At 71.9% G+C, this 14,771-nt stretch carries 11 protein-coding genes; 2 read left to right on the forward strand and 9 right to left on the reverse strand.

Features of this window, described 5'->3' with window-relative positions:
- Positions 1–116: 116 nt before the first annotated feature.
- From IGS69_RS33550 to IGS69_RS33590, 9 genes are all read right to left on the reverse strand, one after another.
- Positions 117–950 carry an endo alpha-1,4 polygalactosaminidase gene (locus tag IGS69_RS33550; RefSeq protein WP_190904203.1) on the reverse strand — a complete coding sequence of 278 codons (834 nt, stop codon included), beginning with the start codon at positions 948–950 and terminating at the stop codon, positions 117–119.
- Positions 947–1,609: a spherulation-specific family 4 protein gene (locus IGS69_RS33555; RefSeq protein ID WP_190904204.1), complete on the reverse strand. Its 663-nt coding sequence runs from the start codon at positions 1,607–1,609 to the stop codon at positions 947–949. Before IGS69_RS33555 ends, IGS69_RS33550 begins: the two co-directional genes overlap by 4 nt.
- Entirely contained in the window at positions 1,606–2,508 is a 903-nt protein-coding gene (locus tag IGS69_RS33560; RefSeq protein WP_190904205.1) for an NAD-dependent epimerase/dehydratase family protein, read from the reverse strand. Before IGS69_RS33560 ends, IGS69_RS33555 begins: the two co-directional genes overlap by 4 nt.
- Positions 2,509–2,515: 7 nt before the next feature.
- Positions 2,516–3,229 carry a nucleotidyltransferase family protein gene (locus tag IGS69_RS33565; RefSeq protein WP_190904206.1) on the reverse strand — a complete coding sequence of 238 codons (714 nt, stop codon included), beginning with the start codon at positions 3,227–3,229 and terminating at the stop codon, positions 2,516–2,518.
- 68 nt (positions 3,230–3,297) lie between these two features.
- The gene (locus IGS69_RS33570; protein ID WP_190904207.1) at positions 3,298–4,299 is read right to left on the reverse strand and encodes a GDP-mannose 4,6-dehydratase; all 1,002 of its coding nucleotides are present in this window, start codon (positions 4,297–4,299) and stop codon (positions 3,298–3,300) included.
- Positions 4,300–4,349: 50 nt separating this feature from the next.
- Positions 4,350–5,768: a hypothetical protein gene (locus tag IGS69_RS33575; protein ID WP_190904208.1), complete on the reverse strand. Its 1,419-nt coding sequence runs from the start codon at positions 5,766–5,768 to the stop codon at positions 4,350–4,352.
- Positions 5,765–7,285 carry a GT4 family glycosyltransferase PelF gene (gene pelF, locus IGS69_RS33580; protein WP_190904209.1) on the reverse strand — a complete coding sequence of 507 codons (1,521 nt, stop codon included), beginning with the start codon at positions 7,283–7,285 and terminating at the stop codon, positions 5,765–5,767. Before pelF ends, IGS69_RS33575 begins: the two co-directional genes overlap by 4 nt.
- Before the next feature lie 94 nt (positions 7,286–7,379).
- Complete coding sequence (locus tag IGS69_RS33585; RefSeq protein ID WP_190904210.1) at positions 7,380–9,509, reverse strand: hypothetical protein; 2,130 nt, start codon at positions 9,507–9,509, stop codon at positions 7,380–7,382.
- A gap of 397 nt (positions 9,510–9,906) precedes the next feature.
- Entirely contained in the window at positions 9,907–10,419 is a 513-nt protein-coding gene (locus IGS69_RS33590; protein WP_232543711.1) for a hypothetical protein, read from the reverse strand.
- A 574-nt stretch (positions 10,420–10,993) separates the two neighbouring features.
- Here IGS69_RS33590 and msrA point away from each other — a divergent pair.
- The gene (gene msrA / locus IGS69_RS33595; protein ID WP_190904212.1) at positions 10,994–11,503 is read left to right on the forward strand and encodes a peptide-methionine (S)-S-oxide reductase MsrA; all 510 of its coding nucleotides are present in this window, start codon (positions 10,994–10,996) and stop codon (positions 11,501–11,503) included.
- A gap of 528 nt (positions 11,504–12,031) precedes the next feature.
- Positions 12,032–14,632: a rifamycin-inactivating phosphotransferase gene (gene rph / locus IGS69_RS33600; RefSeq protein ID WP_190904213.1), complete on the forward strand. Its 2,601-nt coding sequence runs from the start codon at positions 12,032–12,034 to the stop codon at positions 14,630–14,632.
- Positions 14,633–14,771 lie beyond the last annotated feature (139 nt).

A 14,771-nucleotide genomic window follows, 5' to 3' on the forward strand; every position in this document is an offset into this window, starting at 1 on the left:
ACGCCTCCGAATACCCCCCAACAGACCCTGAGGGCTCCCTTCCCGTACGCACCGGAAGGGAGCCCTCGGGGTCTGTTCGGTCGTCGGCCGCCCCGGTAGCCATGGCACCCGCGTGGTCAGCAAGGGCTCCGCCACACCCCGAGTTCCGGCTCCTTGCGCATCGACGACAGCCTCAGCCGGCGGGACTCGGCACAGAAGCTGCTCCGCGGCTCCTCGTACTCCACGTGGAACACCGCCTTGCCCGCGGCGATGAACGGGGAGAGCTCGCCGCACTCGTCGTACTGGGCGCACTCCTCGTTGACCGCGAAGTCGAAATGGCCCACGAGCTCGGGGATCTGGGGAAGGTCGTTCTTCAGCCCCACCGACAGCCCCCGCTCGTGGGCGATGTCCGCGATCATGCGGTTGTACCTGAGCTGGTCACTCGCGGTGAGCGGAAAGCCGGTGTCGTTGCCGTAGCCCTCCACCAGATCGGGCTCCACCGCGTCGAAGCCCTTGTCGCGGCACATGTCGAAGCGGCGTTCCATGATCGGTCGCAGGACGGACAACTGCCGGATGTCCAGCCACCGCTCGCCCGACCACCCGTTGGGCTCGCCGAGAACCGCACGGGGGAAGGCGCTCCGGTCCGGCCGGAAGTCCTCCCACGCTCCCACGTTGACGTAGCAGATGACCTTCCTCCCCGCGCGGTGCAGCCGGGCCACGTCAGCGGCGGAGTTCTCGAAACCGTCGATGTCGTAGACCGGCACGTCGGCCGACGCGTCGACCCTGCCGTCCAGCTGCCACTGCCAGGCGAGACCCGGACGGGGCTGCCACACGGACCGCGAGGGCGACGCCGTATCGTGCGCCCCGCCGTGCGCGTCGCGGGGTGGCTCGGCGCTGCCGGAGCAGCCCGTCAGCGCCGCGGCCGTCAGCGCGGACAGCAGGGCCGCACGGGCAAGGGCGCGCCCGCTCATCGGCCGGCCCCGGCGAGAGCGGGCGTCAACTCGGCCCAGGGGTTGGGTGGTTCACCCGTCACCGGACCGCAGACCGCCGCCCCGCGCTCGTGCGCCGTGCGAACGGCCAGCGGAACGAGCGCCTCGGGCACGCCGTACACGAGGTGGCACAGCCGCCCGGCCGGGTGTCGTGCGGTCCATGCCGGCCGGCTGAAGGCGGAGACGTACGTCGACCAGTGCCCCTCGAAGGTGACGGTCAGGTCGGCGAGGCGGGCGTATCCCGGCGCGGGATGGACCCCGGGGTTGAGGACGACCGTCCCCACGCCCAGCCGGCGCAGCGTCCGCACCAGCCGTCGGCAGGCCGCCAGCCCGTCCGCCGTCGCCGTCACCCGGTCCAGGAAGCAACCGTCCGCCGCGTACCAGTCGCGGTGCCGCCGCACGTCCTCGGTGATCTCCGCTGGGTCACGCACCCCGTAGTCGGTGTCGACATAGCCCAGCAGCCGCGCCCCCGCGGCGCGCAGCGCACCGGCCGCCGCGGTGAACGCCGGGTCGGGGACCTCGCCCGGACCGCTCGCCGGGTTGAGAACGACACCGTAGGTGCGGGTCGCCGCGGTGATCAGGCGGTGCCAGGCGCCCGGGTCCTCGGCCGGATGGACGTACAGCGGGATCAGCAGGCTCACGGCGTACCGCCGCCTTCCCACAGAGCGGCCAGCGCGTCGTCGAGGGAGTGGGCCGGACGCCAGCCCAGGGCCTCCTCGGCGGCGGAGATGTCCGAACACTGCCACGACACCTGCGCGGAGCGGGCCGAACCGGCCGGACTCGCCGCGCCCTCCTCGATCCGGCCCCGGAAGCCGGCCAGACCGGCCAGGCCCCCCACCAGGTCGCGCACCGGGACGGCCCTGCCCCCGCCGACGTTGAGGACGGGCGGCAGCGGGCCCGGAGCCGTGGCCGCGAGGACCACCGCCCGTGCCACGTCGCGCACGTCGACGAAGTCGCGGTGGGCGGACAGGTCGCCGAGTCGCAGCACCGCCTCCGGGTCGGGCCCGGCCTCGCGCAGCAGCGCGGCGATCCGGCCGGGCAGCCCGGTGGACGGTGCTCCGGGCCCCACCGGATTGCCCACCCGCAGCACCACCGCGTCCAGGCCGGAGGCGGTCACCGCGACCGTACCCGCGAGCTTCGTCGCACCGTAGGGGCCGACCGGGCGGGTGGCGGCCGACTCCGGCACCGGCATGTCCGGCGTGCCCGGGCCGTACTCGGCGGCCGAGCCCAGATGCACCAGACGGGCCGCGGGGGCCGCCTCGCGCAGAGCCGCGCACAGCGCCGCGGGACCACGCGCGTTGACCTCGGCGAGGGTGACGGCGTCGCCGCCGGTTGCGCCCGCGCAGTTGACGACGGTGTCGGGCGCCGCCGACGCGAGGGCCTTCGCCAGCCGCTCCGGGCGAACGCGGGCGAGATCGGCGTCGACATCGGCGGCCGGTGACCGGCCGCCGACGAGGACCCGCGCGCCCGGCAGAGCACGCAGCCGCTGCGCGACGTGAGCGCCGAGATAGCCGGTGGAACCCAGGACGAGAATGCGCATGACGTGCTCAGGCTCCCTTGAGCAGAAGCGACTTGCGGGTGGTGAACTCGGCATTGGCCCGGTCGTAGTCGTCCGGGCGGCCGATGTCCAGCCAGTACCCGTCGAACTCGTAGGCGTGCGGCTGGTTGTCGGTCTTGAGCAGGTCGAGCACCAACTCGTCGAAGCCGAGCGGGAGTCCGGGCGTGTAGCCGTCGAGGGTGGTGCGGGACAGGCCGTAGACGCCCATGGAGACGCGGTAGTCCACGCTCGGCTTCTCGGTGAACGCGACGACCTTGCTGGAGTCGGTGGTCAGCACCCCGAAGTCGATGTGCACCTTGCGGGCGTACGTCGCGATGGTCAGCGGGGCCCCGGACGCGCGGTGCCGGTGCAGGACGTCGGCGTAGTCGAGGTCGGTGAGGACGTCGCCGTTCATCACAAGGAACGTCTCGGGCAGGCGGTCGCGCAGATTGAGCAGCGGGCCCATGGTGCCCAGCGGGCTCTCCTCGGTGGCGTAGTCGACGGCCAGGCCCCACTGGGAGCCGTCGCCGACGTAGGCGCGGATGATCTCGCCGAGGTGGCCGATGGCGATGGTGCAGCTGGTGAAGCCGGCCGTGGACAACTGGCGCAGCACGATCTCCAGGATCGCGTGCTGGTCGCCGATGGGCACGAGCGGCTTGGGCAGCGCGGTGGTGTACGGGCGCAGCCGGACGCCCTTGCCTCCCGCCAGGATCACTGCGTGCATGGGGCTCCTCCTTCGTGAACGCTTCGTGGACGTGCGCGGACGTGACGGACGAGTTGCGCTGTGCGGGGTCAGATGTTGTAGATGCCGGTCTTGTAGCGGGCGAGGTTGGCCGGGTCGCGGAAGAACTCCACGGTGGCCGCCAGGCCTTCCTCCAGGGTGTGCGCGGGCTGCCAGCCGGTGGCCGCCGCGAGCCGGCTCGCGGCCGCGACCAGCCGCATCACCTCGGAGTTCGCGGGACGGATGCGGGCGGTGTCCTCTCGGACGTCGAGGGCGGTGTCCATCACCTTGCCGATCAGCGCGACCAGGTCGCCGACCGAGATCTCCCCGCCGGTCCCGGCGTTGAAGGTACGGCCGACGACCTGCCCGGCGGGCGCGGTGCCGACGGCGAGGAAGGCCTGCGCGGTGTCCTTGACGAAGGTGAAGTCCCGGGTGGGACGCAGGTCGCCGAGGGTGATGGTGCGTTCCCCCGCCGCGACCTGCCCGATGACGGTGGGGATGACCGCGCGCATCGACTGGCGCGGCCCGAAGGTGTTGAAGGGCCGCAACGTGACCACCGGGGTGTCGAAACTGGCGTGGTAGCTGTCGGCCAGCCGGTCCCCGCCCGCCTTCGAAGCGGCGTACGGCGACTGGGTGTTGATGGGGTGGTCCTCGGTGATGGGCACGGTCTGCGCGGTGCCGTACGTCTCGCTGGTGGAGGTGTGCACCAGCCGGGGCGTGCCGAGTGCGCGCACGGCCTCCAGCACGTTGAGGGTGCCGGTGACGTTGGTGTCCACGTAGCTGTGCGGGGCCTGGTAGGAGTACGGGATCGCGATCAGGGCGGCCAGGTGGTAGGCGGTGTCGGCGCCGTCGAGGAGGCCGCGGACCGAGCCGGGGTCACGGACGTCGCCGAGGACGATCTCCACCTGGTCCAGGACGTCCGGGTGCAGGGTCTCCAGCCAGCCGTAGGAGGAGAAGGAGTTGTACTGGGCCATGGCCCTGACCCGGTGGCCGGAGGCGACCAGTGCCTCGGTGAGGTGCGAGCCGATGAAGCCCTCGGCTCCGGTGACGGCGGCGAGCGGTGCGGAGGTCAACTGCGGTGTCCCTTCGGTTGGGTGGGGTGCGAGTGGAGAGCGGGTGGGGCTCAGGCGTGCGGTGCGGGCCGGCCGAGCAGCCACAGCGCGCACGCCGCCAGGCACAGGGCGGCGGCGCCGCAGACGAGTGGCAGGGCCAGGGCGTTGCCCGGTGGCAGCCGGAACAGGGCGACTGCTCCGGCCGCGCCGGCCGCCGCGAGGCAGATCCCGGCCGACGACCAGGCCGCCCCGAACGCCTGGAGCAGCAGTGCGGTCCACAGGACGGCCGCGAGGAGCAGCAGGGCGGCCGGGTCGGAGCCGGTGAGCAGGGCCGCGGGCAGCAGCGGCGCGAGATAGGCGAACAGACAGAGGCCGAGGACACCGGCCGAGCGCAGCAGGAACCCGGCGGGCGTGGCGGTGGCGCGCAGCGCGGCGACCGACAGTCCGCGGTAGCGGTACAGCAGCCACTCCGCCGGCCCCATGCTCAGTGTCAGCACGATCACCGCGTACGGTTCCTCTCGCCCTTCCAGCAGCACCAGCACCCCCGCGGCCAGCCCGAACAGGCCGTACGGCAGCGACCACAGCAGCCGCGGACGGGGCGCGCCGGTGGAGGCCGGCACGGCGAGAGCGCCCCGCAGGACCCAGCCGGTGACGCCGAGCGTGGCGAGCAGCGCCAGCAAGGGCAGCCCGGCCCGCAGTGCGGGGTCCAGCTCCCACCACGGCAGGACGGCCGCACCCGCGAGCAGCGGGCTGAGCGCGGCCAGAAGCAGGCGTTCGCGGCCCAGCACCAGCAGGACACCGGCGGCCGCCAGATACGCGGACTGCGCGGCCGCCACCAGCGTCACCGCTCCGCCGTCGGCGGGCAGCGCGGCGACCGCCGTGGCCACCACCGCCCCCACGGGCGCGCCGGCCAGGAGGGTACGGCCCGCCTCCCGGCGTCCGGTCGCCATCCGCAGGTGCGCGCGGTGGCCGAGCGCCTGCCCCCACGCCCAGGAGACGAGCCCGGCCACGACGAGGGCGGGCGCGTACCCGCCGGCGTTCCACAACGGCGCGGTCAGCAGGTAGGCGAGCCCCGGCAGGGCGAACAGCACGCCCCGCAGCAGACAGCGCAGGGTGTCGGGACGCCAGGGGTCGACTGCGGGGGCGGGCTCGGGGAAGGTGCGCGGCACCCGCTCATAGAGGGCGGAGGCCAGGGAGAACAGGTTCGGGTGGCCGTAGCGTTCGTTGATCAGGGAGGCGGACAGTCCCTCCGCCTCCAGCAGTGCCGCCACCTCGTAGGGGTGGACGGCGGGGCCGATGCGGTCGGCGAGTTCGGCGGCGAGTTCGCTGACCGCCTCCTCGTCGGGGCCGTGCCGGGGCAGCCGGATGGCGAGGGTGGTGTCGTCCAGGGCCCAGCGCGGCCGGCGGCGCGGCGGGCGGGGACGGGCCAGCCGGATGGCCAGCGTGTCCTGCTCCGCGCCCCCGGGTTCCAGGGACATCGGCCCGCTCACAGCACGAGGCTTCCGGTGCCGTGGACGACCGGCGCGGACATCCCGAACGCCGGCAGGACCGCCGTCGACTCCGGTGCCGGGTGGGCCAGTTCCAGATAGACGGACCGAAACGTGTCAATGGTCTGCCGGAGGGTGAACTGCTCGATGACCCGCAACCGTGCCGCCTCACCCATCGCCCCGCGCCGCGCGGGGTCCCCCAGCAGCTCCAGCGCCGCCGCGGCCATCGCCGCCGGATCGCGCGGGGGCACCACCAGCCCCGTGTCTCCGACGGCCTCGCGGACACCGCCCACGTCGGTGGAGACGGTGGCCCGGCCGCAGGACATGGCCTCGATCAGGGTGAAGGGGAAACCCTCGCTGATGCTGGAGAGCATCACGACGTTCCCGGCGCCGTAGGCGTCCCTGATGTCGTCGACGCGCCCCTCGAAGGTGACGGCGTCGGCGTGCCCGAGCTCGGCGGCCAGCGCCTCACAGCGCTCCCGGTAGGCCTCTCCGCCCCGCGGTGTCCCGCCGAACAGCCGGAGCCGCGCGAGCGGCAGCCGGTCGCGGACGAGGGCGAAGGCCCGGATGAGGGTCTCCAGGTCCTTGATGGGGTCGACGCGGCCGGCCCAGCTGAGGGTGGGGGAGTCCGGCTCGGGCCCCGCCGCCGGGAACGCGGCGGGGTCGACGCCGTTGTAGACCGTGCGGATCGACTCCGGGTCGGCGCCGCCCTCCTCCTCCCACAGCCGGTTGTAGCGGTTGCCCGGTGTGATCAGGGCGGCCCGGCGGTAGCTCTCCTGCGCGAGCAGCCGGAAGAACCCGAGGATCACGGCTTTCACCGGCCAGCGGTAGGGCGCGGTGCGGTACCCGAGGTAGCGCTCGCGCAGATACACGCCGTGCTCGGTCAGCAGCAGCGGAACACCGTGCCGTTCGAGGGCGACCAGGCCCGGCAGGACGGCGACCCCGCCGCTCACCGCGTGCGCGACCCCGCTCTCGGGGGCCGGGGCGGCCAGGGGGCGCAGGGCGTGTTCCAGCAGGGCGGTCGCGGTGAGCGCGTCGTGCAGGGTCGGCCGCGCCTCGCGCACGGCGAGACCGGGGCGGTTCCACAGCGCGGTGAGGATCGCGATCGCCCGGTCCGCGCGCAGAAAGGGGCTCAGCGTCCCCTCCGACGCCGCCCGTGCCAGCACGTACAGGGCGGGCGCGAACCCGTCCTCGCCTCGCGGGTCGAGCAGCGCGGTCAGGAACCGCTCGTAGGCGGCGGCGAGTTGGTTGCGGGACCGGCCCCGGGGCGGGCGGCCCTCGGGCGGGGCGCCCCACATCGGGACGGACAGCACACGGGAGACGTGCGCGGGCAGGTCCCAGACGACCGGCTCACGTCCGGTGCCGGTGACGGCGATGACGTCGAAGGCCAGGTCGGGCATGCCTTGGACGAGTTGGTCGCACCAGACGCTGACGCCTCCGTGGCTGTGCGGGTAGGTGCCTTCGGTGAGCAGGGTGACGCGCGTCGCTCCGGTACGTCGCGCGCCCTGGGGAACGGGCATCGATGTGCTCCACGGCCGAGGTGTGGGGTGGTTCGGGCAGGCCCCGGCCGCCGCCGGGCGGCCAGGACCTTCAGGTCGTGCGCGGATGCGCCGTTCAGCTGTCCGTGGTGCGACCCACCGGGTCGGTGACGCCCGCGGGGACACGGGTGTCCGGTGCGGGCCTGGTGGCGGGGGCGGTCCCGGCGGCGGCCTCGGGGCCCGGAGCCACGGCGGAGGCCGGCAGGGTGAGGGCGAGCGGCGCGCCCGTGGAGGGAGTCCAGCCGGACACCGACCCGGCGTAGGCCTCGCCGAACGCGGCACCGGCCAGCGTGGTGCCGGTGGGCAGGGTCGCGGTGACCGCCAGTCCGTCCCGTGCGTCGACGGTCACCGTGCCACCGATGCGGTAGGCCGTGATCTCTCCGGCCCCGAGTGCGGCCTGCCACTTCGCCCGGCGCCCGAGTTCCGCGCCGATGTCGCGCATCCGCAGGTTCACCACGGGGGTGTTCTCGGAGAACAGTGCCTTGTAGCCGTCCAGGACGCCGTCGAGCACGGGGTAGGCGATGCGGTCCTCGGCCAGGTTCGACTGGTGGATGAAGTGCGGCTTGGGGTCGTTGGCCAGGACGTGCCCGAGAGCGATCTGCGTCTCCAGCGGCACGATGTGATCGGCGTAGCCGGTGGCGGTGTCCAGCGGCGCCGGCAGACATGTGGTCGTGGCCGGGTTGTCCTCGCAGATGCCGCTGCCTCCCTGGGCGCGGCTGGTGTAGATCCAGTTGTACTCGTCGACCTGCTCGGCCGCCCGGCCGGCGTTGTAGAAGACGTTCATCGGGTAGCGGGGCACGGTCGTGGACGGACCGACCCGGCGCTGTCCGGGCTCGCGGGAGTTGTCGGAGCCGAGCCAGGCGATGTCGTTGTCGCCCAGGGCGAGCGCCAGATTGGGGTTGTCCTCGGGCTGCTGCGGCAGGACCTTCATGCCCGAGTGCTCGCCGGTGACCAACTCGCCGTTCACCAGCGGCAGTCCGGCGCTCACGCCCCAGACCCGGTTGATGGCGATCTCGTCGGAGATGTCGTTGCGGCTCATCCACCGGGTGCTGCCGTCGGCGTCGGTCGCGCACGTCCAGGGCACCACGGTCGTGTCCTGAACACAGCCGAGGAAGGGGTGCGAGTAGGTGTGGTTGATCCACCGGAACTCGCCCCGGCGTGCGATCAGCCGGTCGGCGAGCGGGTCGGAGCCGTTGTTGTCCTCGCGGTGGTCGACGCTGCCGGCGCCGTTGTAGGCGAAGTCGAGGGTGAACTGGTTGCCGTTCTGCCACTCGACGGCGTGGTCGACGTCGGAGGGAGTCATCCGGATCGGGTCGGGCGTGGCCGTCGGGTCCGTGCAGTCGACGTCGCCGGGCGTGCAGTTGAGCCGGCTGTTCCACCGGTCGTCCGCCGCGAACACATCGTCCACGTGGACGGCGAAGTAGTTCCGCGAGGCGCCCAGGTGCACACCGCCGGTCATCCACTCCACGATGCCGCGGGCCAGGAGCCGGAACTGCTGCTGGTACCGGTTGTAGACGAAGGTGACGACCAGCTCGCGCCTACCGTCGTGCCGGTACTCGCCCACCAGCGTGCCCTTGCCCGACTGCCCGGGGATCGCCGCCTCGACATACGGGGTGAAGTCGGCCCCCGCCACGGGCTTCGACAGGTAGGCGTAACTCTCGCCGATCGCCGGGTCGTTGTCCTCGAAGGGCACCGCCCCGTCGAGATAGCCGAAGGGGCCCGCCTTGCCTGCGGCGGTAACCTCCGCCCGCTTGCCGTCGATGCTGCCGGAGTAGCCGCCGTGGACCGGGTACTGCAGACCGGCTTCGGGACGCGCGTACGTGTAGGCGTCGACCTGGGGCACGTCGTACGTCCGCTCGTACGCCGCCAGGGCCGCCATCTCGGAGGAGCCGGCCGGGAACGGGTTGTCGTTGGGCAGCACCACGGCCTGGAACTTGGCGCGCGGCCTGCCGTCCACGGTGTCCGCGAGGAAGTCGGCGTCGATCACGGTCCGGCCGGACTGCGTGAGGTCGATCCGGGTGTACGGCGTACCCGCGGCGGCCAGTTCGGCGGCGATGGCGTCGGTCGACGGGCCGCCGTCGCTCACCACCAGCACCCGCAGATCGATGCGGGGCGTGGTGTCGGCGTGTGCCGCGCCGGCCGGCAGGCCCAGAGCGGCGATGAGCGCGCCCACCGTGAGCACGGTGGTGCGTGTGGTCCGCTTCATGCGGTGAGGTCCCCTCCCCGGGCAGGGGTGAGTACTGCTCCGCTGAGCGGACGCACCCCCTTGCGTGCCGCCGGCGTCCCCCTCAGAAGCCAGTTCGTCACGCATCCGTTCGGGTCACATAGTGAGGTCTGTGTGGAGATTTCGCGGTCGTGTTGCGGAACATGACGGAAAAGCGCAGGTGTCGAACAGGACGCTTCCGAAAGCGAAATGAGTCGTTCCCGGTCACGTCCGGACGTCGGAGCAGTTGGGTGCGGGGGCCCGGCATGCTGGTCCGGGGCCTGAGCGGCGCACCGGCGGGCCGGTGGGGCCCGCCGGCCGGAGTGCCAGTGGTCCAGACCGGGGCGGCTGCCTGGGCAGGGAGGGTTTCAGGTCACCGCCGTCGGCTCCGTACGGAGTGTCAGGAACAGAGCACTCGCGTCACGGGCGTGTACACCGGGCCGCCACTGACGTTCGTGGAGTCGCTGAACTCGGCGTAGAAGTACGAGTAGAAGCCGATGTTGCCGTTGCAGCCGGAGTCGGCGGCGACGTCCAGCGTCAGGGTGACCGTACGGCTCTGACCGGGCGGGATGGTGGTGCCGTAGTTGCCGCCGAGGTTGGCCGGGCCGGTGCCGGTGCACGGGGCGGGACCGTTGGCGGTGGCCAGGTCGCACCCGGAGAAGCTGTATTTCAGGTCGGGGCGCTGGGTGGTCAGCCAGGTCGGCTCGATCGTCTGGTACACGAACCAGACGTCGTAGGTGTTGTTGTTCTTGATGGTCATCGACAGCTTGACCGAGCCGCCGGGCGTGGTGGTCGCGCTGTCGGTGGCGAAGGTCAGCTCCGCCGGCGCCGGGTCCGCCGCACTCGCGCCGGGGGCCAGGCCGAACACGGCGAGGGCGAGGGCGAGGACGGCACCGAGGCCGACACGTCTCATCAGGGGTGATCGCATGGCCTGGGAGGCTAGGCAGGGGCCGGGCGGAGCGTCTGCCCCGAAGGGAAGGCGCCGTCGGCCACTCGGCTGGAAGTGTTCATGACGTGATCGAGGCGTGTCGAAAGTATGGAGGTGCGGCGGAGGTCGCGTTCGCCCAGGCAGTCGGCGCGCGCCGGAAGCGGTCGTGCGGGCGGAACGTGGTCGCCCGATTCCATGGCGTGAGGAGTGGACATTGGCGCGTATCGGATCCGGCAGGCCTCTCCGGCGCCCGTGATCATCCCGGGATTCTCGGCCATCCGCCGAATTCCGGCCGCTGCGCCACCGGCCCCCGTCAGGACGTCCCGAGGCCACGCGGCGGCGTGCCGACCACGACGCCCGCCGCCGGCGCGGGACTCAGCCCGAGGTGTCCACTGCCTCGGCGATGTTGTGAAATGGAGGCTAAGCGCTACAGCGACGTAACACTTCTCGAATCGACGCCGTCGAGATGCCAGTCACCTGTCGAGACGGTGACGGCGTAAGGGAAGTGCATGTGCGAGGCTGGTCAGCGGGGCGATACGGACAAGAAAGGTGATGCGCCATGAGCGATGTCGAGGAGAGGGCGCTGCTGGCGGGCGGGTGCTTCTGGGGCATGCAGGAGTTGATCCGGTCGCTCCCCGGTGTGATCCGTACCCGCGTCGGCTACAGCGGCGACAACGACAAGCCCCACCCCACCTACCGTGACCATGGCCGGCACGCGGAGTCGATCGAGATCGTGTTCGATCCGACCGCGACCGACTATCGCGCGATCCTGGAGTACTTCTTCCAGATCCACGACCCGACCACGAGCAACCGGCAGGGCAACGACATCGGCCTGAGCTACCGCTCCGCCATCTTCTACCTCGACGACGAGCAGCGCCGCGTCGCGCAGGACACCATCGCCGACGTCGAAGCGTCCGGCCTGTGGCCGGGGCCGGTGGTGACCGAGGTGGTGCCGGCGGGCCCGTTCTGGGACGCCGAGCCGGAGCACCAGGACTACCTCCAGCGCTACCCGGACGGCTACACCTGCCACTTCCCGCGCCCGAACTGGCGGTTGCCCAGGCGTGGCTAAAGGAGCCAAGGCCACACCGGGCGGTTGAGCGAACGCGAACGAGCTCTGGACCGGGCCGGCCCGGTGCCCTTAGCCCATCTTCTCGTTGCGGCACGGTTTTTGGTGGGGGGCGACGCGGCGCGCGGTCACCCCCGCCGAGTGCCGCAGCTCCGCCAACTGCCCCTGCGCTTCGGCGTACCGCCGCTCCCAACGCTACCGCTCCGCGCCCTTCTCGCCTTGCTCCTCGATACAAGGCCCACGTCACTGGCAGCGCAACAGTCGCCGCGCCGGACACCGCTCGGTTCCAGCAGCCCGGTCCAGCGGTCCGGTCACGCGGACTGCTCCAGCGCTCCGGAACGCACAAAAGGCAAGGAGATCTCTCCTTGCCTCTCCCAACTTATAGCGCACCGGGGGCCTTGCGGCAAGGCCCCCGTCTCGGCGCAGAATCATCGGCCGAAGCCACAACCTGCGGAAACGGGGACACGAGGTGCGTGTGTCGGAGATCGGGACGTGCTGGACCTGCGGCGCGGCAGAAGCGGAGGTGTCGCGATGACCGAGCAGTACGTGCTGGATCTTCACGAGGTGGACGAGACACAGCTCGCGCTCGTCGGCGGCAAGGGCGCGCACCTGGGCGCGCTGTCGCGGATCGAAGGAATCCGCGTGCCGGGCGGATTCTGCGTGACGACGCATGCCTTCCGGCAGATCATGGCGCAAGCGCCGTCGGCCGGCGATCTGCTGGATCAGCTGTTGTGCGTGAACCCCGAGGACCGGGAGGCGATCAGCACGCTCAGCGCACGGATGCGCCGGACCATCGAAGGGATCCCCATCCCGGGCGATCTCGCGTCGGCGATCACCCGCGCGCTCTCCCGCGTCGGCGAGCAGGCCCCCTGCGCCGTCCGGTCCAGCGCGACGGCGGAGGACCTGCCGACGGCGTCCTTCGCCGGCCAGCAGGACACCTATCTGAACGTCGTGGGACCGACGGCGATCCTCCAGCACATCAGCCGGTGCTGGGCCTCGCAGTTCACCGAGCGGGCCGTGACGTACCGTCAGCGCAACGGCATCGACCACCGTACGGTCGACATGGCCGTGGTCGTGCAGCGGATGGTCTTTCCATACGCGTCGGGCATCCTCTTCACGGCCGACCCCGTCACCTGCAACAGGAAGGTCGCCACCGTGGACGCCGGCTTCGGTCTCGGCGAGGCCCTGGTCTCAGGCCTGGTGAACCCGGACGTCTTCAAGGTGCGGCACGGCGAGGTCGTCGCGAAGACGATCGCCGCGAAACAGCGCGCCGTCCACGCCCTGCCGGCCGGCGGTACACAGGAGGTGGAGATCGACGCGCGGCGGCAGGGGCAGCCCGCGCTGACGGATGCGCAGGTCGTGCGGCTCGTCCATCTCGGGCGGCGGATCGAGGAACACTTCGGCCGCCCTCAGGACATCGAATGGTGCCTGGTCGACGACGACTTCCAGATCGTGCAGAGCCGGCCCATCACGACTCTGTTCCCCATCCCCGAGGCCGCCGCCGGCCAGGGGAATCGCATCTTTGTCTCCGTCGGGCATCAGCAGATGATGACCGACGCCATGAAGCCCCTCGGTCTGTCCATGTGGAAGCTGACGGCCATGGCGCCGATGACCGAGGCCGGCGGGAGGCTGTTCGTCGACGCCACGCGAGCCCTTTCCACACCCACCGGCCGCGCCGGCCTCCTGGACCTCGTCGGGAGGGGCGATCCACTGACCAGGGACGCGCTGGAGACCGTCCTCGACCGCGACGACTTCCTCCCCCTGCTCCCGGACCCGGCTCCCGGCGGACCCCCGGCCGGCGGCGCGCCCGCACCGATCGAGACCGATCCGGCCCTGGTCAGCGGGCTGATCGAGCGCAGCCAGGCGTCCATCGCCGCACTGCGGCGCGACATCGCCGCGCAGACCGGACCCGCCCTGTTCGACTTCCTGACGGAGGCCTTCCAGGAGCACAAACGAGTCCTCACCGATCCGCTCAACCATCAGGCGATCATGGCGGGCATGGAGGCCACGTGGTGGCTCAACGACAAGCTGCACGAGTGGCTGGGGGAGAAGAACGCGGCTGACACGCTCACCCTGTCCGCCCCCGACAACGTCACGTCGGAGATGGGCCTGGCGCTCCTCGACGTCGCGGACGTGATCCGCCCGCATCCGGAGGTGGTGGCGTTCCTGCAGAGCGTCGAGGACGACGACTTCCTGGACGAACTGCCGAAACACGCGGGCGGGACCACGGCGCGCGACGCCATCGAGGGATACCTCGACCGCTACGGCATGCGCTGCGCCGGCGAGATCGACATCACCAGGCCCCGATGGCGCGAGAGCCCCAGCACCCTTGTGCCGGCGATCCTCGACAACGTCAGGAACTTCGAACCCGGCGCCGCCCGGCGGCGCTTCGAGCAAGGCCGGCAGGAGGCCTGGAAGAAGCAGCAGGACGTGCTGACCCGCCTGCGGGCCCTGCCCGACGGGGAGAGCAAGGCCGATGAGACACAGCGGATGATCGAGCGGGTCCGCACCTTCATCGGCTACCGGGAGTACCCGAAGTACGACATCGTCAGCCGCTACTTCGTCTACAAGCAGGCCCTGCTGGCGGAGGCCGAACGCCTCGTGCGGGCCGAGGTGCTCCCGGAGAAGGAGGACATCTTCTACCTCACGTTCCAGGAGCTGCACGACGCCGTACGCTCGCACCGGGTGGACGACGGGCTCGTCCGGCAGCGCAAGGAGACGTTCCGGACGTACCAGGCGCTCACACCGTCCCGGGTGCTCACATCGGAGGGCGAGACCGTCAACGGGGCGTACCGGCGCGACGACGTGCCGGACGGCGCCCTGATCGGCCTACCGGTTTCCGGCGGGACCATCGAGGGGCGGGCCCGCGTCATCCTCGACATGGGGCAGGCCGATCTGAAGCCCGGCGACATCCTGGTCACGGCCTACACGGACCCCAGCTGGTCACCCCTCTTCGTCGGGATCGCGGGGCTCGTGACCGAGGTGGGCGGCCTCATGACCCACGGCGCGGTGATCGCACGCGAATACGGCTTGCCGGCCGTCGTGGGCGTCGACCGGGCCACCCGGCTGATCCGCGACGGCCAGCGGATCCGTGTGCACGGCAGCGACGGGTACGTCGAGATCCTGCCCTGACCGGGACCGGGACCGGGACCGGGACCGGGACCGGGCTGTGCCCGACCTGCCCGGGGCCTCCACTGGTTCTGAACTCGGCGGCCCCGACCCGGCCCCGAAGCCTGCTGCACGACCAGCGCGCCGGCCGGGCGGAACCCGT

This window comes from Streptomyces tuirus (assembly GCF_014701095.1).
Lineage (GTDB): Bacteria > Actinomycetota > Actinomycetes > Streptomycetales > Streptomycetaceae > Streptomyces > Streptomyces tuirus.

What these genes read in the sequence shown, in the direction of transcription:
- IGS69_RS33550 (WP_190904203.1), bottom strand. Translation starts at nt 950, where the DNA reads ATGAGCGGGCGCGCCCTTGCCCGTGCGGCCCTGCTGTCCGCGCTGACG.
- IGS69_RS33560 (WP_190904205.1), bottom strand. Translation starts at nt 2,508, where the DNA reads ATGCGCATTCTCGTCCTGGGTTCCACCGGCTATCTCGGCGCTCACGTC.
- IGS69_RS33565 (WP_190904206.1), bottom strand. Translation starts at nt 3,229, where the DNA reads ATGCACGCAGTGATCCTGGCGGGAGGCAAGGGCGTCCGGCTGCGCCCG.
- pelF (WP_190904209.1), bottom strand. Translation starts at nt 7,285, where the DNA reads ATGCCCGTTCCCCAGGGCGCGCGACGTACCGGAGCGACGCGCGTCACC.
- IGS69_RS33585 (WP_190904210.1), bottom strand. Translation starts at nt 9,509, where the DNA reads ATGAAGCGGACCACACGCACCACCGTGCTCACGGTGGGCGCGCTCATC.
- IGS69_RS33590 (WP_232543711.1), bottom strand. Translation starts at nt 10,419, where the DNA reads ATGAGACGTGTCGGCCTCGGTGCCGTCCTCGCCCTCGCCCTCGCCGTG.
- msrA (WP_190904212.1), top strand. Translation starts at nt 10,994, where the DNA reads ATGAGCGATGTCGAGGAGAGGGCGCTGCTGGCGGGCGGGTGCTTCTGG.
- rph (WP_190904213.1), top strand. Translation starts at nt 12,032, where the DNA reads ATGACCGAGCAGTACGTGCTGGATCTTCACGAGGTGGACGAGACACAG.